This is a genomic window from Streptomyces fuscigenes, from assembly GCF_021556455.1.
In the GTDB taxonomy this organism is placed as follows: Bacteria; Actinomycetota; Actinomycetes; order Streptomycetales; family Streptomycetaceae; genus Streptomyces; species Streptomyces fuscigenes.
In genome coordinates this window covers 1-24249 of record NZ_JAKGCV010000035.1, presented here as the reverse complement: position 1 = coordinate 24249, position 24249 = coordinate 1, and the positions used below count along the sequence as shown (strand labels likewise).

At 73.4% G+C, this 24249-nt stretch carries 18 protein-coding genes and 1 pseudogene; 9 read left to right on the top strand and 10 right to left on the bottom strand.

What is annotated here, in order from left to right:
• The 4 genes and pseudogenes from L1885_RS06250 to ssd all read right to left on the bottom strand — a co-directional run.
• A pseudogene (locus L1885_RS06250) lies at positions 1–309 on the bottom strand (type II secretion system F family protein); the annotation flags it as partial.
• Between the two features lie 26 nt (positions 310–335).
• Entirely contained in the window at positions 336–1202 is an 867-nt protein-coding gene (locus L1885_RS06245; RefSeq protein ID WP_372481867.1) for a type II secretion system F family protein, read from the bottom strand.
• Positions 1203–1207: 5 nt separating this feature from the next.
• Positions 1208–2365 (bottom strand): TadA family conjugal transfer-associated ATPase, encoded by a 1158-nt coding sequence (locus L1885_RS06240; protein ID WP_235795965.1) that lies wholly within the window; start codon positions 2363–2365, stop codon positions 1208–1210.
• A 53-nt stretch (positions 2366–2418) separates the two neighbouring features.
• On the bottom strand, positions 2419–3540 hold the full coding sequence (gene ssd / locus L1885_RS06235; RefSeq protein ID WP_235795964.1) for a septum site-determining protein Ssd: 1122 nt from the start codon (positions 3538–3540) through the stop codon (positions 2419–2421).
• A 535-nt stretch (positions 3541–4075) separates the two neighbouring features.
• Here ssd and L1885_RS06230 point away from each other — a divergent pair.
• The gene (locus L1885_RS06230; RefSeq protein WP_235795963.1) at positions 4076–4921 is read left to right on the top strand and encodes an HAD family hydrolase; all 846 of its coding nucleotides are present in this window, start codon (positions 4076–4078) and stop codon (positions 4919–4921) included.
• Between the two features lie 815 nt (positions 4922–5736).
• On the opposite strand, the gene L1885_RS06225 is transcribed toward L1885_RS06230, so the two are convergent.
• On the bottom strand, positions 5737–6525 hold the full coding sequence (locus tag L1885_RS06225) for a Fic family protein (protein WP_308117281.1): 789 nt from the start codon (positions 6523–6525) through the stop codon (positions 5737–5739).
• A gap of 456 nt (positions 6526–6981) precedes the next feature.
• Between L1885_RS06225 and L1885_RS06220 the strand changes: the two genes are divergently transcribed.
• The 6 genes from L1885_RS06220 to L1885_RS06195 all read left to right on the top strand — a co-directional run bounded on the left by L1885_RS06220 (position 6982) and on the right by L1885_RS06195 (position 16368).
• Positions 6982–7968, top strand: a complete 987-nt coding sequence (locus L1885_RS06220; protein WP_235795962.1) for an ATP-binding protein — start codon at positions 6982–6984, stop codon at positions 7966–7968.
• 833 nt (positions 7969–8801) lie between these two features.
• Positions 8802–11675, top strand: coding sequence for a SulP family inorganic anion transporter (locus L1885_RS06215; RefSeq protein ID WP_308117282.1), 2874 nt, complete (start codon positions 8802–8804; stop codon positions 11673–11675).
• A 424-nt stretch (positions 11676–12099) separates the two neighbouring features.
• On the top strand, positions 12100–14055 hold the full coding sequence (gene acs, locus L1885_RS06210) for an acetate--CoA ligase (protein WP_235795961.1): 1956 nt from the start codon (positions 12100–12102) through the stop codon (positions 14053–14055).
• 370 nt (positions 14056–14425) lie between these two features.
• Positions 14426–14929 carry a phage holin family protein gene (locus L1885_RS06205; RefSeq protein WP_235795960.1) on the top strand — a complete coding sequence of 168 codons (504 nt, stop codon included), beginning with the start codon at positions 14426–14428 and terminating at the stop codon, positions 14927–14929.
• A complete protein-coding gene (locus L1885_RS06200; RefSeq protein WP_235795959.1) occupies positions 14926–15858 on the top strand; it encodes an alpha/beta fold hydrolase in 933 nt (310 codons plus the stop codon). Before L1885_RS06205 ends, L1885_RS06200 begins: the two co-directional genes overlap by 4 nt.
• A 276-nt stretch (positions 15859–16134) precedes the next feature.
• Positions 16135–16368: a hypothetical protein gene (locus L1885_RS06195; RefSeq protein WP_235795968.1), complete on the top strand. Its 234-nt coding sequence runs from the start codon at positions 16135–16137 to the stop codon at positions 16366–16368.
• A gap of 235 nt (positions 16369–16603) precedes the next feature.
• Here the strand turns inward: L1885_RS06195 and L1885_RS06190 are convergent, their stop codons facing one another.
• From L1885_RS06190 to nth, 3 genes are all read right to left on the bottom strand, one after another.
• Positions 16604–17803: a MarP family serine protease gene (locus L1885_RS06190; protein WP_235795958.1), complete on the bottom strand. Its 1200-nt coding sequence runs from the start codon at positions 17801–17803 to the stop codon at positions 16604–16606.
• Positions 17804–18071: 268 nt separating this feature from the next.
• Positions 18072–18821 carry an NUDIX hydrolase gene (locus L1885_RS06185; RefSeq protein WP_372481866.1) on the bottom strand — a complete coding sequence of 250 codons (750 nt, stop codon included), beginning with the start codon at positions 18819–18821 and terminating at the stop codon, positions 18072–18074.
• A gap of 385 nt (positions 18822–19206) precedes the next feature.
• Positions 19207–20058 carry an endonuclease III gene (nth, locus tag L1885_RS06175; protein WP_372481865.1) on the bottom strand — a complete coding sequence of 284 codons (852 nt, stop codon included), beginning with the start codon at positions 20056–20058 and terminating at the stop codon, positions 19207–19209.
• A gap of 272 nt (positions 20059–20330) precedes the next feature.
• On the opposite strand from nth, the gene L1885_RS06170 reads away from it, so the two are divergent.
• Together L1885_RS06170 and L1885_RS06165 are read left to right on the top strand one after the other, a co-directional pair.
• Positions 20331–21005 carry a Crp/Fnr family transcriptional regulator gene (locus L1885_RS06170; RefSeq protein ID WP_235795956.1) on the top strand — a complete coding sequence of 225 codons (675 nt, stop codon included), beginning with the start codon at positions 20331–20333 and terminating at the stop codon, positions 21003–21005.
• A gap of 81 nt (positions 21006–21086) precedes the next feature.
• The gene (locus L1885_RS06165) at positions 21087–22082 is read left to right on the top strand and encodes a nucleotidyltransferase domain-containing protein (protein WP_235795955.1); all 996 of its coding nucleotides are present in this window, start codon (positions 21087–21089) and stop codon (positions 22080–22082) included.
• A 164-nt stretch (positions 22083–22246) separates the two neighbouring features.
• Here the strand turns inward: L1885_RS06165 and L1885_RS06160 are convergent, their stop codons facing one another.
• Positions 22247–23077: an MBL fold metallo-hydrolase gene (locus tag L1885_RS06160; protein WP_235795954.1), complete on the bottom strand. Its 831-nt coding sequence runs from the start codon at positions 23075–23077 to the stop codon at positions 22247–22249.
• Positions 23074–24069 (bottom strand): NUDIX hydrolase, encoded by a 996-nt coding sequence (locus tag L1885_RS06155; protein ID WP_235795953.1) that lies wholly within the window; start codon positions 24067–24069, stop codon positions 23074–23076. The genes L1885_RS06160 and L1885_RS06155 overlap by 4 nt, the downstream gene beginning before the upstream one ends.
• Between the last annotated feature and the right edge of the window lie 180 nt (positions 24070–24249).

The following is a 24249-nucleotide window of genomic DNA, read 5'->3' as shown; positions in this document are numbered from 1 at the left end:
GACGTCCGCGGGCACGATCCGGCCACCGTTCCGGCTCAGGGGCGACCACCGCCACAGGCCCACCCCGGCGGCCAGCCCCACGGCCGCGCCGGGCAGTCCACCCACCAGCACCCAGGCCGCGAGCAGCGCCCCGACCGGCGGGATCCACCGGCGCGCCCACGCCCCCGACGGATACCGCAGACCCCCGCGCACGCCGGTACGCTCCGTCGCGAGCAGCGCCGAGGTGCGCCGCCGCGCCCGCCTCACGTGCCGCCGGCCGGCCCACGCCAGGGCCCCGGAGAGCACCGCCGCCACCGTCGACATCGTCATCCACAGCCTGTGGACAAACTCCCCCGTCATCCGTCCTCAGCCCCCTTCACGATCCGCCCGGCCCACCAGAGGCCGGCCCCTTCCAGCAGGAGGCCGAGCACGAGGCAGGCCAGGCCGGCCGGCGTGTGCAGCAGGACCCGCAGCGGACGGGCGCCCATCGCGGCTCCGAGGCCAAGGCCCACCACAGGCAGCACGGCCAGCACCACCACCGTCGACCAAGGGCCCGCCAACTGGGCACGTAACGCGAGGCGTTGGTCCTGTTCCGCGCGCAGCGCCCCCTCCAAGCGGTCGAGGCCGGCAGCCAGGCCGGCGCCGCCGTCCACCGCGACCTGCCAGCAGGCGGCGAGCCCCGCAAGACCGCCTGCGCCCGGCTCGCGGGCCGCGCGTCTGAGTGCGGCCGGCGCGTCTCCCCCGAACCGGACGGCGGCCACCACCGCCGGCTCGTCCCCGCCGAGGCCCCCGGTGGCCGCCGAAGCGTCCATCAGCGCGCGCACCGGCTGGGAGCCCGCCCGGAGTTCACCGGCGGTCGCCCCGCACAGCGCCACGACCGCCTCGGCACGCCGCTCCGCGCTCCTTCGCCGCCCGGCCGCGCGCATTCCGCGTCGCGCGAGCGGAACCGCGAACACGCCCGCGACGAGAGGGAGGAGGGAGGCGCCCAGCACCGCCACCAGAACGGCGACCGGCACGCACAGCCACTCCCTGCCGAGCTTCCCGGCCCGGCGCCGGCACCACGCGGCGACCCGCTCCGGGAACGGGGGCCGGTGGGCCGGCCCGACCGGGAAGGCCGCGCACACGGCACGCGCCCGGCGCCGGCGCGACTCCTCCGCCACCACGAGCCGTCCCGCGACGCCGGCGCACAGCGCGGCCGCCCAGCCGCACTCGGCCACTGACACGGCCGTCACGACGCTCCGCCGATCAGGGCGGTCAGCCGGGCGCAGCCGGACTCCCTGACGAACCCGTCGGGCGCCCAGCGCAGCGCGGGCACCGGCACGACGAGGCCCTCCGCGTCCCGCTCCAGCACGCACACCTCGGCGAGGCGCCGGCGGCCCGTCCTGTCGCGGACGAGGTGGATCACGACCGAGACGGCCGCGGCCAGCTGGCTGTGCAGCGCCGCCCGGTCGAGCCCGGCGGCCGTGCCCAGGGCCTCCAGGCGGGCCGGCACGTCCGCCGCCGCGTTGGCATGGACCGTGCCGCACCCGCCCTCGTGTCCGGTGTTCAACGCGGCCAGCAGATCGGTGACCTCGGCGCCGCGCACCTCGCCCACGACGAGCCGGTCGGGGCGCATGCGCAGGGCCTGTCTCACGAGGTCCTTGAGCGTCACTTCTCCCGCGCCCTCCTGATTGGCCGGCCGGGTCTCGAGGCGGACCACGTGCGGGTGGTCGGGGCGCAGTTCGGCCGAATCCTCCGCCAGCACGATCCGTTCGCGCTTCCCGACGAGCCCGAGGAGCGTGGACAGCAGCGTCGTCTTGCCCGTCCCCGTCCCGCCGCTGATCAGGAAGGAGAGCCGTGCCCGCACCAGCACCCGCAGGATCTGCTCGCCTCCCGGCGGAAGCGTGCCCGCGGCCGCCAGTTCCGCGAGCGAGAACGCCTTCGGCCGCACCACGCGCAACGAGAGGCACGCCGACCCGACGGCGACGGGCGGCAGCACAGCGTGCATGCGCGTGCCGTCGGGCAGCCGAGCGTCGACCCACGGGCGGGCGTCGTCCAGGCGCCGGCCCGCCGCGGCCGCGAGGCGCTGGGCAAGCCTCCGTACGGAAGCCGCGTCCGGGAAGACCACTCGGGTCAGCTCCAGCCCGCTGCCGCGGTCCACCCACACCCGGTCGGGCGCCGCCACCAGTACATCCGTGACGCGGTCGTCCGCGAGGAGTGCCTCCAGGGGGCCCGTGCCCACCAGCTCAGTGCGCAACTCCTCCGCCGCCCCCAGGACTTCCGCGTCGCCGAGCAGCCTGCCCTGGGCCCGCAGGGCGGCGGCCACGCGGGCGGGCGTCGGCTCGGCGCCGCTTTGCGCGAGGCGCCGTCGCACCGCGTCGAGCAGGGTCGTGCCTGCCCCGTCCACTGCTTCCGTCCCCGTCCCCGTCCGCGTCCCCGTCCGCGTCCCCGTCCCCGCCCTCACGGCCGTGCACCCGAGCCGGGTGCGAGTGCCTGCTCCCAGAACGCGCCGCAGAACTGGGCGAGCGGGCCGCGAGCGCGCGAGCCGGGCGGCCCGCCTGCCTCCAGCAGCTCGGAGAGGCCCGGCTCCGGCGGCAGTTCACCCACGAGAGGCAGGTCGAGGGCCTGGGTGATCCATCCGGCGTCCAGCCCCGCGGCGCAGGGGCCGCGGACCACCACCCGCAAGTCCCCCAGCACCATGCGAGCCATCGACGACACACGCTCCGCCGCGGCGACGGCCCGCAACTCCCCGGGCACCACGAGCAGTCCGACGTCCAGTTGGGCCAGCGCCTCCGCCACCGCCTCGTCGACGCGCCGCGGCAGGTCCACCACGACGACACCGCCGCGCCTGCGGGCGGCGGCCAGCACCGACCGCATGGCGTCGGGGCCCACCGTCACGGCGTCACCGCGATCCCAGCTGAGGATGCTCAGATCGTGCAGGTGGGGCAGCGACTCCTCGAGGGCCGTGCCCGCGACGCGCCCCTTGGAGGCGGCGAAGTCCGGCCAGCGCCTGCCTTCCGCCTGCTCGCCTCCCAGCAGGACGTCGAGGCCGCCGCCCAGCGGATCCGCGTCGACGAGCATCGTGCGCCGGCCCGTTCGCGCGGCGGTGATCGCAAGCGCACACGCGAGGGTGGACGCACCGGCCCCGCCCCGGCCGCCGATCACACCGACCGTGACGGCGTGCTCCGCGGCGCCCTCCGCCGCGTCCGCCAGACGGTCGGCGAGCCATCCCTCCGCATCGGGCAGGCGCAGCACGCACTCGGCGCCGATCTCCACCGCCCGCTGCCACACGGCCGGGTCGTCCTGGTCCCGTCCGACCAGCATCACGCCCGGTCTGCGCGTCGCCCCGCGGCACCGGGCCGCGGCGTCGTCACCGACGAGCACCAGCGGCGCGGCCTCCCAACCCCCCTTGACCTGCGGGAGAGTGGGGTGCACCTCCGCCTCGGCGCCCGCCGCCGCGCACAGCCGCAGCAGATCGTCGAGCAGTTCCACGTCCTCCGTGACGATCAGCGGGCGCGCCGCTCCCGCCCCGCGCGGCCCACCCGCCGGCTGCGGCACCCTGCGCGATCTGCCTGCCTCCATGAACCCGGCCATGCTTCCGCCCCCGTCCGTATCTCCCTGCGCACGCCGATCGCGAGACCCACCGGCCCTCCGCAGGCCACCCTTCCCGGGCGCACATGGAGATCCGGTATCGGCGATTCCGGCCACTGCGAACTTCGCAGCTGGAATCAGGCTGCCCGGCGCCCGGAAATCGTGGGGATCCCGCTCGGAATCTGTGGACAACTCGGCGAATGTGAATAACTCCGTAGCTCAAATCGGTGACATTCGCCGATGGGGCTCGTGGCTACGCATCGTGACGGCCGAAGGTGGGCAAGAACGCCCTGGACGGGTGGCCGGACCGCGGGGATCAGGGGCCCGCGCGACGCGGAGAAAGGGGGACGACCGGGGCCGGACATGCGACGACCCCCGCCGGGGGGGAGAGCGGGGGTCGTCCCCACGGCCGACTCGGGGGGGGGAGGAGCCGGACCGGGTTAGACACGGTCGCGAACGATCCGTGACTTCCATGGTGTACCCGAGGGCCTTCTCGAGCAAACCCACACGCCGGACCTTACGCCGAATGGTGGGCGCATATGCTCATGGCGTGGAAAACGACTACTTGCCACGTACAGCTGCCTTCTTCGACCTGGACAAGACGGTCATTGCGAAGTCGTCGACGCTGACCTTCGGGCGGTCCTTCTACCAAGGCGGACTGATCAACCGCCGCGCTGTACTGCGGACCGCGTACGCGCAGTTCGTCTTCCTCGCCGGGGGCGCCGACCACGACCAGATGGAGCGGATGCGCCAGTACCTCTCGGCTCTCTGCAAAGGGTGGAACGTCCAGCAGGTCAAGGAGATCGTCGCCGAGGCGCTGCACGACCTGATCGACCCCATCATCTACGACGAGGCGGCCTCCCTCATCGAGGATCACCACGCCGCCGGTCGCGACGTCGTGATCGTCTCCACATCGGGTGCCGAAGTGGTCGAGCCCATCGGCGAGTTGCTGGGCGCGGACAGGGTCGTGGCCACCCGGATGGTCGTCGGCGGGGACGGCTGCTTCACCGGCGAGGTGGAGTACTACGCCTACGGGCCGACGAAGGCCGAAGCGGTCCGGCAGCTCGCGGAGTCGGAGGGTTACGACCTGACGCGCTGCTACGCGTACAGCGACTCCGTCACGGACGTGCCGATGCTGGAGGCGGTCGGCCACCCGTTCGCGGTCAACCCCGATCGTGCGCTGCGCAGGGAGGCAGGCGCGCGCGAGTGGCCGGTGCTGGTCTTCAACCGGCCGGTCCGGCTCCGGCAGCGCCTCCCCGCGTTCGCGATGCCCGGCTGGCCCGGGGTCGCCGCCGCGGTGGCCGTCGGCGTGGTGGCCGCCACCGTCGCGCTCGTCTGGTACTCGACGAGCCGCAGGCGCGCCCGCGCCTGACCCGCGAGGCGGGTCGCCGCGAGCGCGGGACCGCCACGCCCTCATGCCGAACTGCCCCCGGGGCAGCCGGCCGCAGGCGCGGCCTGGCCCCGCACGGGGGCCGCGAGTCCGGCGCCCCTGCGCGCTGCGCCGGGTGCTTGCGTGGCCCTCCCATCGGCACGCCGACCCCGCCCCGACTCACCTGCTTGAAGGCGAAAGTAAAGAACGGGAGCGCCGGGTTCCGCCCCGGGACCACCGGGAGTACAAAGGAATCAACGGCCCGCGGGACCCAGGACGTCCGGGAGGACGACCTCACACACGCACAGGCCACACGGACCGAGCACGCAACCGGAGCACCCACGCGACGTCGACCCGTCGAATACGGGCCAGCCGCACCAGGTGACGGGCGAAGTACCCGACCTGATGGGCACATTTCGAGGACGCTTGGTAACCCGGGGATCGTGCCAGCGGCGGCGCCTTCAGGGTGCCGCCGCATTCGTGTGCAGGCGTCCCTGCGTGTGCGGGCCTCCTTGCGTGTGCAGGCGTCCTGCGCGTGCAGGCGTCCGGACAGGCGTCCCGGTACGTTCCGGGTGCCTTCCCGCGTGCCCGGAGGGCCTGGCGGCGGCTTCCCGAGGAGAGCGGCTCTCCCAGGGCGGCGGTTCCCCGGGCACGGCACCGTCCGCAGGGCGGTCACTCCCCCCGCACGGCAGGTTCCCGGAGGGGCCGCTCCCCCGGCACGAGGTCCCCGGGCACGGATGCTTCCTGAGGACGGCAGCTTCCTCAGGGCGGCAGCTTCCCGAGGGTTTCCCGAGGGCAGCGGCCAGCCGGGATTCGGCTCAGGCGGCTCCGCGCTGGAGCGCCTCGCAGACGGCCGTCGATTCCCTGACGCCGAGTTCGATCGCGCGCCCGCAATGGACGATCCACGCGGCCATGCCCGCCGGGGTGCCGGACAGGTAGCCCTCGAAGGCCCCGGCGTAGGCCGCGCGGCCGAGTTCGGCGTGGCCGACTTCGGCGGGGCAGATCGACTTGGGGTCGAGACCGCTGTTGATCAGCACGATCCGTTCCGCTGCCCGCGCCACCACGCCGTTGAACGACCCGAACGGGCGCAGCGCCAGCAGTTCGCCGTGCACGACGGCGGCCATTACGAGGGCGGGAGCGTCGCTCGGCGCGAGGAGCAGTTCGGTCAGGCCTTCGAGCCGCCCCGCCACCTCGTCGGGGTCCGGCAGGGGCGTTTCGGTCAGCGGCCCGAGCGCCTCGGCGCCCGGCGCCTCGACGGCCGGCTCACCCGCGAGCCTCGGCCGCCCGATCCGCTCGTCGCCGGCGCCGACCCCACCCGCCGCGACCAGGTGCAGCCGTGCGAGGACCCGCGTCGGCGACTGCCGCCACACCGAGAGCAGCTGACCCGCCTCGGCGGTCACGCGCAGCGCGGCCCCCACCGTCCGGGCCTGAGCCTCGCTGCTGAAATCGGTGCGCCGGCGGACCTCCTCGAGCCCCCAGTCCGATCCGGACAGCGCAGCGGAGGCGCGTGCGGCACGCAGGGCCGCCTCCGAGGTGACTTCCGTACTGCGGCGGCGCATCACGCGGTGCCCGTAGAGGCGGTCGACGGCCTTGCGCATGGATTCCACGGCGTCGGTGACCCCGTCGAGCGAGGCGAGGGCCGCGAGCGGGTCGTCCCCTCTCCGCGCCGCCGCCCCCGCGGAGGAGCCACTCGGCGCACGGGCGGGCGCGGTGTCGCCGGAAGCGTGGGCCGCCGTGCCTCCGTCGGCGCTGCCACCGGGCCCACCGGAGGTGCCCGCCGCCCGGGGGGACGGGCCGGCGGACCGGCCGGCGGGCGAGGCGGACCGGTCTGCGGGCGAAGCGGACGGGTCTGCGGGCGAAGTGGCCGCCGATACGGCGGACGGGCCGGTGGAGGGCCCCGCGAGGTCGCCCGCGGACGGGCGGGGAGTGTCGGCTGAGGCGTCAGAGGCGGACCTACTCATAGGGAGCGAGGCTACGCGCCCGCACCACACCTCCCACCGGTGAGTGGCCTCTTTCACCCAAGACGGACACAGCACGCAATGAATCGACTACGCTACGTGAACATGAAGATCGCTTTCGTGGGCAAGGGCGGCAGCGGCAAGACCACGCTGTCCTCGCTCTTCATCCGCAGTCTGGCGGCGGACGGCAGGCCGGTCGTGGCCGTCGACGCCGACATCAACCAGCACCTGGGCGCCGCGCTCGGCCTCAGCGAAGGGGAGGCGGCCGCCCTGCCCGCCCTCGGTGCGCACCTCCCCCTGATCAAGGACTACGTACGCGGCAGCAATCCGCGTATCGCGTCCGCCGCGGCCATGATCAAGACGACTCCGCCCGGCGAGGGTTCGCGGCTGCTGCGCGTCGTGGAAGACAACCCGGTCTACGAGGCCTGCGCGCGCAGGGTGCCGCTGGACGGCGGCGAGATCCGGCTGATGGCGACGGGCCCGTTCACGGAGGCCGACCTCGGCGTCGCCTGCTACCACTCCAAGGTCGGCGCGGTGGAACTGTGCCTGAACCACCTGGTGGACGGCCGTGACGAGTACGTCGTCGTGGACATGACGGCCGGCTCGGACTCCTTCGCCTCCGGCATGTTCACACGCTTCGACATGACGTTCCTGGTGGCCGAACCGACCCGCAAGGGCGTCTCCGTCTACCGGCAGTACAAGGAATACGCGCGGGACTTCGGCGTCGCGCTGAAAGTCGTGGGCAACAAGGTGCAGGACGAGACCGACCTGGAATTCCTGCGCGCCGAGGTCGGGGACGACCTCCTCGTCACGCTCTCCCATTCGGATTGGGTGCGGGCCATGGAGAAGGGCCGCCCCGCTCCGTTCGGAGAGCTGGAGCCGGTGAACCGCGCGGCGCTCGAGAGCGTCAAGGCAGCCGCCGAGCGGTCGTACGACGATCGCGACTGGGCCCGGTACACCCGGCAGATGGTGCACTTCCACCTGAAGAACGCGGAGAGCTGGGGCAACGCGAAGACGGGCGCGGACCTCGCGGCGCAGGTGGACCCGTCGTTCGTCCTCGGGGAGTCCGCGGCCGTGCCGCAACCGGGCTGAGTCAGTACGGAGGCGGGGGTTCACACCCGGACGCGGGGGTTCACACCCGGAGGCGGGGGATCGCGTCGTGGCAGGGGGGCGGCCCCAGCACGGCCCGGCGAAGGCCTGGACGGGACGGGACGGGACGGGACGGGAGACGTGAACACGAAGGGGTCGGGGCGAGGGGCCGGACGGCCGGCTCCGTCCCTGCACCCTCCTTCGTCCACCTTCACCCCGACCACCTCCCGCGCGGCGCCACGCCGTTCACGGGCCACCCATGCGTGCGCCCCCTCCCGTTACCCCACTTCCCGCCCTACCCCCTCCGCGCCTCCCGCTTTCCTCCCCCCTCCCCCCTCCCTTCCCTTCCCCTTTTGCCCCTGATCCCGTCCCGCTTTTCCCATTCCCCATAAAAGGTCGAGTATATAAAAATACTATTCACTATCACGGGTGAACAATTAGGCCGCTTGCCGCAAATAACATGACGGAGACTTTACCAAGCCATACGATTCATTTGCTCAACCTTGAATCGAAGATCCGATCCCGCCACTGCACCTCGTGCTCACGGCCGCGACCCCATTTCGCGACCGCGCCACCCCGGAGGAGACGGGAAACACATGTCTGCGTCCGTACCCGGCACCCCTCACCACCCTGTCGCACGCCCCGCCGACGTCACCAACCCCTCCGATTCCTCCGTCGCCTCAGCCCCATCCGCATCCGCATCCGAATCCGCGCCCGCATCCCCATTCGGATCCGACGTCACGGCCCCCTCCTCCGCCGAGGGCCGCAACGCGCCGGGACACGGGGGCGGGACCGGCAGCGACGGCGGCGACTCCCGTCGTCCGCGGCGCTTCAGGATCGCCGGTGCCGACGTGTCCGCGTCGATCACCGTGTTCCTGATCGCCATCCCCATGTCGCTCGGCCTCGCCGTCGCGATGGGCGCCCCGCTGGGCGCGGCTCTCCTCTCCGCGGGCATCGGCGGGATCGTCGCCGGCTCGCTCGGGGGTTCCCCTCTCCTCGTCAGTGGCCCCTCCGCGGGACTGACCGTCGTCACCGCCGGGATGATCCAGCAGTTCGGCTGGCAGACGACCTGCGCGATCACCATCGGCGCGGGGCTGCTGCAGATCCTGCTCGGCACGTTCCGGGCCGCCCGGTCGGCGCTCGCCGTCAGCCCTGCCGTCGTGCACGGCACGCTCGCCGGCATCGGCGTCGCCATCGCGCTGGCCCAGCTGCACGTCGTCCTCGGCGGCTCCCCCCAGAGTTCGGCCCTCGCGAACATCACCGCGCTTCCCGGCCAACTGGCCCGGGTGGGCCCCGCTTCGCCCCTCGTCGGCGCGCTCACCCTGGCCGTCCTGATCGTGTGGCCGAGGCTGCCCGGGCGCGTGATGAGAAGGGCCGGGCGGGTGCCGGCCGCGCTCGTGTCCGTCGGCGTGGCGACGGCCGTGGCCGCCTTCGCAGCCCCCGGCATCGCCCGCGTGGAACTGCCGTCCTGGGGCGCGCACGTACTGCCTGGCCTGCCGAGCGGGCCGCTGCTGCCGCTCCTCGCTGCCGTCCTCACCATGACACTCGTGGCAAGCCTCGAATCGCTGCTGTCCGCCGTGGCGGTCGACAAGCTCGCCGGTGCCCGCGCCGCGGCCGGAGCCCGTTCCCACGGGGCCGGTCCCTCCGCGACGTCCGCGGCACCGCGCACCGGACGCCCCGATCTGGACCGGGAACTGCGCGCCCAGGGCGTGGCGAACGCACTGTCCGGCGCCCTCGGCGGGCTCGCGGTGTCCGGCGGGGCGGTGCGCGGCTCGGCGAATGTGCGGGCCGGGGCGACGAGCCGCGCCTCCACCGTCCTGCACGGCGTCTGGGTGCTGCTGGCCGCGGGGCTCCTCGTCTCCACCCTGGAGCGCATCCCGCTGGCGGCTCTCGCCGCGCTGGTCATGACGGTCGGCGTGCAGATGGTGTCGTACGCCCACATCCGCAACGTGCACCGGCACCGCGAGTTCCCGGTGTACGTCGCGACGGTCGCGTCGGTGATCCTCCTCGGCGTCCTCCAGGGCGTGGCGATCGGCGGAGCCGTGGCGGTGGTGGTCGCCCTGCGCAGGCTGACCCGGACCCACATCACGACGCGGACCCTGGGCGCTACCTACCACGTGTGCGTACGAGGGCAGTTGACGTTCCTCGCGGTGCCGCGCCTCACCAGGGCACTCCACCAGGTCCCGCAGCATGCCGAGTGCGTCGTGGAGCTGGACGCCTCGTTCATGGACCATGCCGCCTACGAGGTGCTGCACGAGTGGCGATCGGCCCACGTCGCCCACGGCGGCGGCGTCGAGTTCACCGGCAGGGCGGGCGGCAGGTTCGCCGACCCCGTGCGGGAGCCCAGCAGTTGCTGCCGGCCGTGGACCTCCTGGCGCAACCACCACTGCGGCGAAGCGGCGGCATCGCGGGCGGCCGGTGACCGGCACTCCCCTGCCGGGCCGGACGCGAAGCCCGAGGCCGCTCGCAGGAGCGGCCTGCGCGGAAGGATCCGATCACGCACGCGGGCGCAGAAGCTCCCACAGGGGCAAGGACAGTGGCAGGGACAGGAGCAGGGACAGGGGCGCGCACAGGCCGACGCACGCGCGGAGGGCCAGACCGCCGCAGGGGCAGAAGGACGGGCCGGCGCACGCGTCCCGGCAGGACGGCCCGGGCCCGCGGGCGACGGGACCGGATCCGTCCCGGGCGGCAGCCGTCTCGCCGGGGGGCTGAGCGCCTTCCAGCGCAACACCGCACCCCTCGTACGGGACGAGTTGGCGCGACTCGCCCGCGAAGGACAGCGCCCTTCCCAGCTCTTCCTGACCTGCTCCGACTCACGTCTCGTCACGAGCATGATCACGGCCAGCGGACCGGGCGACCTCTTCACCGTGCGCAATGTCGGCAACCTCGTCCCCCTGCCCGACGCCGAGGGCGGCGACGAGTCGGTGGCGGCCGCGATCGAGTACGCCGTGGACGTCTTGCGGGTCGAGTCCATCACCGTCTGCGGACACTCGGGCTGCGGTGCGATGCAGGCGCTGCTGCAGGACGACGCGGACGCCCGTACGGGTACGAGCGCGGGCACTGGCACAAACGCGGAAGCGGACACGGACGGGAAGACGAGGACAGCCGCGAGGGCGGACACCGACGCGGACAGGGACTCCACGGACGCTCCGGCGCCGTCGGCGGCTACAGCCGCTCCGGCCGCTCCTGCCGTCACGGGCCCTACGCCGCTTCGCCGATGGCTGCGCCACGGCCGCTCCAGCCTGCGGCGCATCCGGGCGGGCCAGGGGCCTCGCGTCCGGCTCTCGGCCCGGCCCGTGGCCGACGAGGTCGAGGAGCTGTGCCTGACCAACGTGGTCCAGCAGCTCGACAACCTGCGCGCGCACGCGTCGGTCGCCCGGCGCCTCGCCGAGGGGACGCTGGCGCTGCACGGCATGTACTTCCACGTCGGCGAGGCCCAGGCCTACCTGCTGGGCGACCACGGGCAGGGGCCCGAACCCGAGCTGCCGTACGAGCCCCCGCACGAGGACCGCACCGCCTCCGGAACCGCCTCGCGGAGCACCGCGGCAACCACCCCAGGAAGCGGCGCGGGGACCCACCCAGGCGCGGAAACAGCGTCACGAACCGAGCCGGGCGCCGGCTCCGGAGGCCTGCCGGCAGCCGCCGACACCGCCGAAGCCGCCGTCTTCCACCGGGTCGCCGCCTCCGAGCCCGTCGAACCGCACGTCTGAGGACCGCCCGCCGACCCGACGTCCCCCGCCGCCCCGACATCACCTGCCCATCCCCCTCGCCTCCCCCATCCCGCTCCCCGGTCCCCGGTCCCTGCTCCCCGCTCCCCGGTCCCTGCTCCCCGCTCCCCGCGTCCGACACCGAAACCGCCCTGAACCGTTACCGGCCATCACCGAAGCCCCCCGCCGCCGAAGGAGCCGGACCGCGCGCCCGTGGTTCCCTCCGGCAGCATCCGTGAGACCGTGAGGGCCCCTTCCCGCAGCGCCGGGCGGGGGCCCTCGCCCGCCGGGCACGTCCGCCGGGGGCGGTAGGCTGACGCACACCCACAGAGGTCTAAACCAATTCCCCGTCGGCTCTTGTCACGTGGGCGTCCGGCTGATGAGCTAGCGGGAGAAACGTAGGGACGCCCTGGGAATGGGAGATGTCGTGAGCAAAGAGAGCCTGGCCAATCTGCTCAAGGAAGAGCGTCGGTTCGCCCCGCCTGCCGATCTGGCCGCGCACGCCAACGTGACGGCGGAGGCGTACGAACAGGCCTCGGCGGACCGGCTCGGCTTCTGGGCCGAGCAGGCGAGGCGGCTCACCTGGGCCACCGAGCCCACCGAGACCCTGGACTGGTCCAACCCGCCGTTCGCCAAGTGGTTCGCGGACGGGAAGCTGAACGTCGCGTACAACTGCGTGGACCGCCACGTCGAGGCCGGCAACGGCGACCGGGTCGCCATCCACTTCGAGGGCGAGCCGGGCGACAGCCGCTCCCTGACGTACGCACAGCTGAAGGACGAGGTCTCCAAGGCGGCCAACGCCCTCCTGGAGCTGGGCGTCACGAAGGGCGACCGCGTCGCGGTCTACATGCCGATGATCCCCGAGGCCATCGTGGCGATGCTGGCCTGCGCCCGCATCGGCGCGCCGCACTCCGTCGTCTTCGGCGGCTTCTCCTCCGACGCCGTCGCCTCGCGCATCCAGGACGCCGACGCCAAGATCGTCATCACCGCGGACGGCGGCTACCGGCGCGGCAAGCCGACGGCGCTCAAGCCCGCGATCGACGACGCCGTCACGAAGTGCCCGCAGGTCGAGCACGTCCTCGTCGTCCGGCGCACGGGCCAGGACACGAAGTTCGACGCGAGCCGCGACGTGTGGTGGCACGAGATCGTCGACCGCCAGTCGACGGAGCACACGCCCGAGGCGTTCGACGCCGAGCACCCGCTGTTCATCCTGTACACGTCGGGTACGACGGGCAAGCCGAAGGGCATCCTGCACACGTCCGGCGGCTACCTCACCCAGACGTCCTACACGCACCACGCCGTCTTCGACCTCAAGCCGGAGAGCGACGTCTACTGGTGCACCGCCGACATCGGCTGGGTCACCGGGCACTCGTACATCGTGTACGGCCCGCTGTCCAACGGCGTCACGCAGGTGATGTACGAGGGCACCCCCGACACGCCGCACCAGGGCCGTTTCTGGGAGGTCGTCCAGAAGTACGGCGTGACGCTGCTGTACGCGGCGCCCACCGCGATCCGCACGTTCATGAAGTGGGGCGACGACATCCCGGCCCGCTTCGACCTGTCGAGCCTGCGCCTGCTCGGGTCGGTCGGCGAGCCGATCAACCCCGAGGCGTGGGTCTGGTACCGGGAGAACATCGGCGGCGGCAAGACGCCCGTCGTCGACACCTGGTGGCAGACCGAGACCGGCGCCGTCATGATCTCCCCGCTGCCCGGCGTCACCGAGACGAAGCCCGGCTCGGCGCAGCGCCCGCTGCCGGGCATCTCGGCGACCGTCGTGGACGACGAGGGCAACGAGGTCCCCAACGGGGGCGGCGGCTACCTGGTCCTGACCGAGCCGTGGCCGTCGATGCTGCGGACGGTCTGGGGCGACGACCAGCGTTTCCTCGACACGTACTGGTCCCGCTTCGAGGGCAGGTACTTCGCGGGCGACGGCGCGAAGAAGGACGAGGACGGGGACATCTGGCTGCTGGGCCGGGTGGACGACGTCATGCTGATCTCGGGTCACAACATCTCCACCACGGAGGTCGAGTCGGCTCTCGTCTCGCACCCGAAGGTCGCCGAGGCGGCGGTCGTCGGCGCGGCCGACGAGACGACGGGCCAGGCCATCGTCGCGTTCGTCATCCTGCGCGGCACGGCCCAGGTGGACGACGGCCTGGTCGCGGAACTGCGCAACCACGTCGGAACGACGCTCGGCCCGATCGCCAAGCCGAAGCGCATCCTGCCCGTCGCCGAGCTGCCGAAGACACGCTCCGGCAAGATCATGCGGCGGCTGCTGCGGGACGTCGCGGAGAACCGTCAGCTGGGTGACGTCACGACGCTGACGGACGCGTCGGTCATGGACCTCATCCAGAGCCAGCTGCCCACGGCGGCCAGCGAGGACTGACGCGGGCTCGGCCCGACACCCGCGGATCCGCACGGCCGGAGAGGGGGGTGCCGGTACGCACATCGCGTGCGCACCGGCACCCCCTTCGGCGTACACGGACTGCTCCGCCGGCGGCGTCGGCGGCCCGCCCCCGTTGCCGCCCCCGTTGCCGTCCCCTCCCGGGATCCCCGTGCCCCCCGCGGGTGGATCGCGGTCAGGCGGGGGTACCCGTGGGTAACACGATCCTGCCGGGCCCGCTCCCGTGGGGGCAGCGCGCGAGGACGGCGGCGGTCCGGCATGATCTGACAACGGACACACGGACATCTGGACATCCGTACACACAGGCGTACGACACAAGAAAACGGTTACGGCCGAGGAGAGGGAGTCACCGATGAGCGACCCCGACAAGCAGGTTGCCGATGCGGTAAAGACGGGCACCGTCGTCGAGTCCGTCCCCGCCGACCGCAGTCTCGGTCAGCTGGTCGCCGCAGCCACGGCCGGGATGTCGGAACTGATGCACGACGAGATCGCGCTCGCGAAGGCGGAGCTGCGCCAGGACGTGAAGCGCGGGGCGGCGGGCGGCGGCGCGGGAGCCGTGGCCGGCGTCTTCCTGCTGTTCTCCCTGCCGGTGTTCAGCTTCGCCGCCGCGTACGGCATCCACAATCTCGGCCTCGGCCTCGCGTGGTCGTTCCTGATCGTCGGCGGCGCCTTCGTCGTGCTGGCGGGCATCCTGGGCGGCTTCGCGGCGCTGAAGCTGAAGAAGGTCAAGCCCCCAGAGAAGACGATCGCCTCGGCCAAGGAGACCGCGGCCGTGTTCCAGAAGGCGAAGCCGCACCCGCGGGAGCTCGCCACCGGCACCCCGGACTCCGCGTCTGTGGCACGCTCGTCTGCATGATGGCCTCTGACTCGGGTGTACGCGTCGACGGCCCCTGGATCCACCGCGATGTGGCCGCCAACGGCGCGCGCTTCCACATCGCCGAGATGGGCGAGGGCCCGCTCGTGCTGCTCCTGCACGGCTTCCCGCAGTTCTGGTGGACCTGGCGCCGCCAGTTGGTGGCCCTCGCGGACGCGGGATACCGGGCCGTCGCCATGGACCTGCGGGGCGTCGGCGGCAGCGACCGCACGCCGCGCGGTTACGACCCGGCGAACCTCGCGCTCGACATCACCGGCGTCGTACGGTCCCTCGGCGAGCCGGACGCCGCCCTCGTGGGGCACGACCTGGGCGGCTACCTCGCGTGGACGGCGGCGGTCATGCGCCCGAAGCTCGTGCGGCGGCTGGTCGTCAGCTCCATGCCGCATCCGCGCCGCTGGCGCTCGGCGATGCTCTCGGACTTCGCGCAGACCCGCGCGGGATCGTACGTGTGGGGCTTCCAGCGCCCGTGGATCCCGGAGAGACGCCTCACCGCGGACGACGCCGCGCTGGTGGGCGATCTGATCAGGGAGTGGTCCGGCCCGGAGAAGCCCGACGACAAGTCGATCGGCATGTACCGGCGCGCGATGATGATCCCGTCGACGGCACACTGCTCGGTCGAGCCGTACCGGTGGATGGTGCGGTCGCTGGCACGCCCCGACGGCATCCAGTTCTACCGGCGCATGAAGCGGCCCGTGCGCGTCCCCACGCTCCAGTTGCACGGGGCCCTCGACCCTGCGATGCGGACCCGGTCCACGGCGGGCTCCGTCGAGTACGTGGACGCCGCGTACCGGTGGCGCCTGTTCGAAGGCGTCGGGCACTTCCCGCACGAGGAGGATCCGGTCGCGTTCTCCACGGAGCTGCTGGACTGGCTGGCCGACCCGGCCCACGACCGCAGGCCCGACGGCGCGTAGGCGCGGGAGCGGCCGCGGCGGGGCGCAGCGGTGCGGGACGCTTCCCCGTGGGGCGGGGGACGGCGGATGCCCCGCGCGGCGCGGAGGAAAGGGCGCCCGGCGGGGCGCACGGACGGTGCCCTCGTGGGGCGCGGGTTCGCGGGTGATCCGCGAACGGATCGCTCGAACAGGCGAATCCCCTACGACGATCGTACGAGCTGCCAAATGCCGGATGCATAGGCCGATTGGCGCCGGTTCCGGCGATTACCGACCATGGGCCAGGGGCAGACGTCGGGTATGGGCTGGACGCACGATTACGGTGACGCAGCACGCAGGAACCCCGCATCGGCCACCGAGCCGATCACGCACCCGAGGGACGGTGTCCCGCAGATAGGGGCCACGGAGCAGGATCAGCAACTCGGGCTCGGTATTCCCCGCATCATCCGCCGCAGGGCCCGCTGGGTCTCCGCGCGGCTGCGCCACCAGCGCGGTGGCCCGACGGTCAGGGCAGGAGCCGGAACGGGCACCTGACCGGGGCGCCTCCCGCGGGGACGCGCCCCGGTCGACGGGGCGGCGTCACGACCACGCGGCACACCACACCATCATCAGTCGACATCATCGCCCCGGGCGCCCGCCCGGGGCTCGTTCATTGCCGCCCGCTCCGGGACCCGGCCCGCCGCGAGGATCCGACGGCCCCGGTTCCGCCCGGGAGCCGGCGGCGAACTCTGCCCCACGCGCGCGCCGGCCGGCCCACCGGCCCGTTCCGTCAGAGGGCGCAGCCCTGCGTGTCCACCTGCTGGTCGGCCGTGCGGCCCGCCTTGATGTCGGGCTGGATCTCGTCCGCGGTCAGCGCGTAGCCCGTGTTGTCGTCGTCCAGCGACCTGGCGAAGATCACGCCGTACACCTTCCCGTCGGGTGTCAGCAGCGGACCGCCGGAGTTGCCCTGACGCACCGTCGCGAACAGCGAGTAGACGTCGCGGGTGACGTTCCCCCGGTGGTAGATGTCGGGGCCGCTCGCGTCGATGCGGCCGCGCACGCGCGCCGAGCGCACGTCGTACGCCCCGTTCTCCGGGAAACCCGCGACGATCGCGCTCTGGCCGGTGCGCGCGTCGGTTCCGCTGAACTTCAGCGGCGTCGCGTGCAGGCCGGGCACGTCCAGCACGGCGATGTCGCGCTGCCAGTCGTAGAGCACGACCTTCGCGTCGTAGAGCCGGCCGAGCCCGCCGATCTGGATGGTCGGGTCGCTGACGCCGCCCACGACGTGCGCGTTGGTGATGACCCGGTGGTCGGCGAAGACGAACCCCGATCCTTCGAGGACCTTGCCGCAGCCGGAGGCCGTACCGACGACCTTGACCACGGACTTCTGGGCGCGGGACGCCACCGGGCTGCCCGCTAGCGCCGGGTCGGGCGCCCGGACCTGGGTGATGGGCTCGTTCGCGAACGGGCTGAAGACCTGCGGGAAGCCGTTCTGCGCGAGCACGGACGAGAAGTCCGTGAACAGCGTCGTCGCCTGATTCGGTATCACCTGGGACACCCCGAGGAGCACCTTCGAGCTGCGTACCTCCTTGCCGATGGTCGGCAGGGAGGTGACGGCGAGGGCGCTGCCGAGGAGCCAGGCGACGAGCAGCATCGCGACGACGTTCACCAGGGCGCCGCCGGTCGCGTCCAGCGCACGGGCCGGGGTCCAGGTGATGAACTTCCGCAGCCGGTTGCCCAGGTGCGTGGTGAAGGCCTGCCCGACGGAGGCGCAGACGATGACGATCACGACGGCGACGACAGCGGCCGTCGTGGAGACGCTGGCGTCCTTGGTCAGCTGCTTCCAGACCAGGGGCAGCACGTAGACGGCCACGAGGCCGCCGCCGAGGAAACCGATCACCGACAGGATGCCGACGACGAAGCCTTGGCGGTAGCCGATGATCGCGAACCAGACGGCAGCGACCAGCAGCAGGATGTCCAGCACGTTCACCGTCGGTTGCCTCGCATTGTCGTCCCAGGTGCCGCGCGTGGTGATGGCGAGGCCCTGGCGGGGTCGGGACCCGGCCCCCGGACCCGGCGGATCGGGGTGGCGGGCCCGGATGTCTGAGTGGCTGATCCAGGAACAGCAGAGGAGGAGCAGGAAACGGGAGGGAGAGCGGGCAGGGGACGGGAGGAAGAGCGGGCAGGGGGACGGGAGGGGCAGGGGGCTCGGGAGAGCCGCTGTGGTGCCGAAGGTACGGATGTACGGATTCAGCCTGTCATGCCCGCCAGTCCAGAGGCACCAGCTTCTCGCGGTCCCACGGCCGCTCCCACCCGGCGTAGTGCAGGATCCGGTCGATCACTCCCGCGGTGAAACCCCAGACCAGCGACGATCCGCAGACGAACGCCGGACCGCGGTGGCCCCGGGGGTGCACCGTGGTCGCACGCTGTGCGGGATCCGTGAGATCCGCCACGGGAACCGTGAAGACGCGGGCCGTCTCGGCCGGGTCCACGACGCCGACCGGGCTGGGCGTGTGCCACCAGCCGAGCACCGGCGTGACGACGAACCCGCTCACCGGTATGTAGAGCCGGGGCAGGACACCGAAGATCTGCACGCCCGAGGGGTCGAGACCGGTCTCCTCCCACGCCTCGCGCAGCGCGGCGCGCAGGGGGCCGTCCGTCGCGGGATCGCCGTCGTCCGGGTCGAGGGCGCCACCGGGGAACGAAGGCTGGCCCGCGTGGGAGCGCAGGCTGCTCGCACGCTCCGTGAGCAGCAGTTCGGGGCCGTGCTCGCCCTCGCCGAACAGGACGAGCACCGCCGACTGCCGGCCGCCTCCGTCCTTCGGCGGCAGGAAGCTGCTGAGCTGCTCGGGCCGCACCGTCGCGGCGGCCCGCACCACGGGCTGCAGCCAGTCCGGCAGGGCCTCGGTGCTGACCACGGGGCCCGCGAGGGCATCCGGGACCGCGGGCCGGCCGGCTGCCGGGCCCTCGGTGCCGTTCGACGTGGGGCCTCCCGCGGTCTTCTCCACCGCGCCTCCGGCCGGACCTGCCGCCGTCCCGGTCCGCCCGGGTCCGGTCCGCCCTGGTCCAGAACGTACGGGTCCGGCCTGCCCGGGTCCGGCCTGCCCGGGTCCGGCCTGCCCGGGTCCGGCCTGTCCTGCCGCGCTGGCGGACCCGGTGGCCGGACCCGCCGTCGTCCTCGGCGCGGCGGCGGGCGGGCCCTCGGGCGGCGTCGCCGGCGTCTGCGCCCGCGCGCCGGCCCGTGCGCCGGTACCTGTCTCGATCGATGTCTCCGTGTGCGTCATCGGCACCCCCGAGCTGTAACGCATATCGGACGCGCGATCGTTCCTCGCGGCCGCACGGCACCCCTCGGCGCCACACGGCCCGCCAGGCCCCTCGGCGCGGGGCGCTCCGTCACGCCCCGGCCTCCGGATTGCCCGTCTTCGGGGCGGGGCCGCCCGGGAAGTCGGCGGGCGGATCGAGCCGCTGACCCGGCTTGCCGGCCAGCTCGTACTTCAGCAGCTTCTTCGCCTTCTCCGGGTCCGTCTCGCCCTCTCCGTACGCGGGGCACAGGTGCGCGATGGGGCAGGCGCCGCAGGCGGGCTTGCGGGAGTGGCAGACACGGCGGCCGTGGAAGATGATCCGGTGCGAGAGCATCGTCCACTCGCTCTTGGGGAAGATCTCGGCGATCTCCGCCTCGACCTTCTCCGGGTCCTGCTGCTCGGTCCACTTCCAGCGGCGCACGAGCCGCCCGAAGTGCGTGTCCACCGTCAGCCCCGGCACCCCGTACGCGTTGCCCAGGACGACATTGGCCGTCTTGCGGCCGACGCCGGGCAGCGTCACCAGATCCTCCAGGCGCGGCGGCACCGTCCCGTCGAAGCGGTCGCGCAGGGCGGTGGACAGGCCGATCAGCGACTTCGCCTTGGACCGGAAGAAGCCGGTGGGGCGGATGAGCTGCTCCAGCTCCTCCGGAACGGCCGCAGCCAGGTCCTCGGGCGTGGGGTACTTCGCGAAGAGCGCGGGCGTCGTCTGGTTCACCCGGAGGTCGGTCGTCTGGGCGGACAGGACCGTCGCCACCAGGAGCTCGAACCCGTTGCGGAAATCAAGCTCGGGATGTGCGTAGGGATAGACCTCGGCGAGCTCGCGATTCGTCCGGCGGGCCCTTCGGACCATGGCCAGATGCGATTCCGGTTTCGCGGCCTTTTTCCCGTTCTTCGCTTTTGCCGAGGACTGTTCGCCCACAGCGGAACTGGACTCTGCGGACACTTTCCAAGCCCCCTTGGCCTGCGCTGTCGCCGGTCTTTCGCCGGTCAGTTGGACACCCGGCCAGCCTAAAGCCCGGCACCGACATCCGGGCGGACATGAGCCACCCGTCACCCGATTCCGCCGGAGCGCGCGGCAGAGCATCCTTTGTACGTCAAACTTTCCGTACGGAGCTGTTGCTGCACGTACGGCATCAGCAGCACCTACGGCATCATGGGCATCACGGTTCCCGACAGGGAGCCCGCTTCCCGAGCAGGTCGACAAGGAGAGAACTCGTGGACGACGTTCTACGGCGTGCCCCGCTCTTCGCGGCGCTCGATGACGATCAGGCCACCGAGCTCCGCGCGTCCATGAGCGAGACCACGCTGGCGCGTGGCGACGCCCTTTTCCACGAGGGGGACCCCGGAGACCGCCTCTACGTGGTCACGGACGGAAAGGTGAAGCTGCACCGCACCTCGCCCGACGGCCGCGAGAACATGCTGGCGGTGCTGGGTCCGGGCGAGCTGATCGGTGAGCTGTCGCTCTTCGACCCCGGTCCGCGCACGGCCACGGCGAGCGCCCTGACGGAGGTCAAGCTCCTCGGTCTCGGCCACAGTGACCTGCTGCCCTGGCTGAACGTGCGCCCCGAGGTCGCCTCGGCGCTCCTGCGCGCCATCGCCAGACGACTGCGCAAGACGAACGACCAGATGTCCGACCTGGTCTTCTCCGACGTGCCCGGCCGCGTGGCACGCGCCCTGCTCGACCTGTCGCGCCGCTTCGGCGTGCAGTCGGAGGAGGGCATCCACGTGGTCCACGACCTCACGCAGGAGGAGCTGGCCCAGCTGGTCGGAGCCTCGCGCGAGACGGTCAACAAGGCGCTCGCGGACTTCGCCCAGCGCGGCTGGCTGCGCCTCGAGGCGCGCGCCGTGATCCTGCTGGACGTGGAGCGGCTGGCCAAGCGCTCGCGCTGACCGACGCTTGCCGGAAGGCCGGGTTCCGACACGGGACCCGGCCTTCCGGCGTCCCGGGTCGCGTGTCCGGCGGGGGGAGACATGGGAGACGACGACATCAGCCGCGCCGACGAGGACAAGGGCCTCGACGCCGACGGCTTCCTGGCCCGCGAGGGCTCGCTGGGCCGCGTTCCCGCGCCGTTCGGCCCCCTCGTCGACGACGTCCGGCGGCGGGTCCCCGAGGTGTTCGGGCCACGGCTGCACAGCGCGTACCTGTACGGCTCCCTGCCGCGCGGCACGGCCGTTCCCGGCCGCTCGGACCTCGACCTGCTGATCGCGCTGCACCCGGACGCGTCCGGCGACGCCACCGCCCCGGACGGCCGCCCGGCCGCCGGCGGCGCCCCAGGGCCCGGGCCCGCCTCCGGCAGAGCCGCCCCACCGTCCTCGGCCCCTCCCGCGGCCCCTCCCGCCGGGCCCGCGTCCGCGCGGGGCTCCGCACCGCCCTGCGAGCCCTCGGACGCCGACCGGTCGGCCGCCAGCGCCCTCGAGGCGGAGCTCGACGCGGCCCACGACGTCATCGACGGCGCGGGGATCCTGCTCGTCACCGTCGAGCGGCTGCTGAGCGCGCGCGAGCGCCACGACCTCGGCTGGTTCGTGGCCTGCCTCTGCACACCGCTGATCGGCGAGGACCTGGGCGCCCGCCTCCCGAGATACCGCCCCGGCACACTGCTCGCCCGCGAGACGAACGGGAGCCTCGACGCCCGGCTGCCGCGGTGGCGCCGGCAGAACGCGGCGGCAGCCGAGGATCCCGCCGAGCGGACCCGTCTGAGCCGTGCCTACGCGCGCGTCCTCGTCCGTACGGCGTTCACGCTGGTCATGCCCCGCTGGGGCGGCTGGACCAGTGATCTCGAACGGTCCGCGGAGATCTTCGCGCGCTACTACCCCGAGCGGGGCGATCAGGTACGGGCCGCCGCGGTCGTCGCCCGCTTCCCCGTCGGCGACCCCGCGGTGCTCACCGAGTACGCCGACGACCTGGCGCCCTGGCTGGCGGGGGAGTACCTGCGCGTGCACGGCCCGAAGACCTGGCCGGAGACCTGAGACGGAGACCTGGGTGGGCGACCTGGACGGAGACCTGGGTCGGAGACCTGGGTGGGAGATCCCCCGCAGCAGGGAAGACGAGCCGGACGGCCGCGGCGTTCGTGCCGCGGCAGGGCGGCCGCACGCCCTCGGCCCCCGGGGGCGTCGCGCGGCTCGCGCGGCCCCTAGATGATCCCGTGCTCGGCCAGGTAGTCGAGCTGCGCCCGCACCGAGAGTTCCGCGGCGGGCCACAGCGTGCGGTCCACCGCCGCGTACACCTCCGCCACGACCTCGGACGGGGACCGCAGCCCCTTCTCCACGGCTGTCTCCACCTGCGCGAGCCGGTTCGCGCGGTGCGCGAGATAGAACTCGACCGCTCCCTGCGCGTCCTCCAGGACGGGCCCGTGACCGGGCAGCACCGTACCGACGCCGTCGTCCACGGTCAGCGAGCGGAGCCTGCGCAGCGTGTCCAGGTAGTCGCCGAGCCGCCCGTCGGGGTGCGCGACCACGGTGGTGCCGCGGCCGAGGACCGTGTCGCCGGTGAGGACCGCGCGGTCGGCGGGCAGGTGGAAGCAGAGCGAGTCCCCGGTGTGGCCGGGGGCGGGCACCACCCGCAGTTCGAGCCCGCCCGTGGTGATCACGTCGCCCTCGGCGAGCCCCTCGTCGCCGAGTCGCAGCGCGGGGTCGAGCGCCCGCACGGCGGTCCCGGTCAGCTCGGCGAACCGCGCGGCCCCCTCGGCGTGGTCGGGGTGGCCGTGCGTGAGGAGGGTGAGCGCGACGCGGTTCCCCGCCTGTTCCGCCGCGTCGACGACGGCCCTCAGATGGGTCTCGTCGAGCGGGCCGGGATCGATCACGACCGCGAGGCCGGAGCCCGGCTCGGCGACGATCCAGGTGTTCGTGCCGTCGAGCGTCATCGGTGACGGGTTCGGCGCGAGGACGTTCACGGTCCGCGCGGTGGTCGCACCGGAGGTCACGGCGGCGCGGGGCCGTCCGGGCAGTTCCGCGGCCCCGGTCATCGACGCTCACCCCCGGCGGCCTCGCCGCTTTCGGCGCCCCCGGTGCCACCGCCGCCCTCGGCGCCCGACGGACCTGTCTCGACCGGACCGCCCGCCGCGGCACCGGCCGCACCGGCCGCACCGGCCGTCGACGGCGGCGCCAGGCTGACGTGCTTGGTGAACTCGTCGTGTCCCGGCCAGCTCAGGACCAGCTCGTCGCCCGCCATCCGGGCCGTGGCCAGTACGGGCGTCAGGTCGCGCCCCGCGGCGCCCGCCAGCGCCTCGGCGGCGGTGCCGTACGGTTCCAGCGCCCGCAGCGTCGAGACGGTGGGGGGCATCATGAGCAGCTCTCCGGCGTCGTACGCGGCGGTCGCCTCTGCGGGCCTGATCCACACGGTGTGGTCGGCCTCCGTGGACGCGTTGCGGGTGCGCTGCCCCGAGGGGAGGGCGGCGACGAAGAACCAGGTGTCGTAGCGGCGCGGCTCGAACTCGGGGGTGATCCAGCGCGCCCAGGCGCCCAGCAGGTCGCTGCGCAGCATCAGTTGCCGCTTGTCGAGGAACTCCGCGAAGGACAGCTCGTGCCCCGCCAGCGCGGCCCGGTCCGCCTCCCAGTCGTCGCCGGTGGTGTCGCCGACGACGGTGCCGGGCGTCTCGCCCGCGAGGAGCACGCCCGCCTCCTCGTACGTCTCGCGCACCGCGGCGCACACGATCGCCTGCGCCTCGGCGGGGCCGACGCCGAGGCGGCGCCCCCAGGTCTCCCGGTCGGGGCCGGCCCAGCCGACGAGCCGGTCGTCGTCCCGCGGGTCGACGCCGCCGCCGGGGTAGACGTACGCGCCTGCCGCGAACGCCATCGACGCCCGCCGCCGCAGCATGTGCACGGCGGGCCCGAGGGCGCCGTCCCGCAGCAGTACGACGGTGGCGGCGCGACGCGGGGGCACCACGGCGAGGTCGCCCGCGGCGAGGGCCCTGATGCGCTCGGGCCATTCCGGCGGATACCACTGACCTGTAGGCATGGCCGGATGCTATGCGTTCGGGCCCGGATGTTCGAGAGCCGCCCGCGCGGGCGGCTCGACGTCCGGAAGCCCATCGGCCCGCGCCCCGGGGCCGGGCAGTCCCCCACCGATGTCCCGGGTCCGGGGCGCCGGGCCGGGACCCGAGGCCGGGGCCCGCCGGTCCCGCGGCGGCGGGCGGCG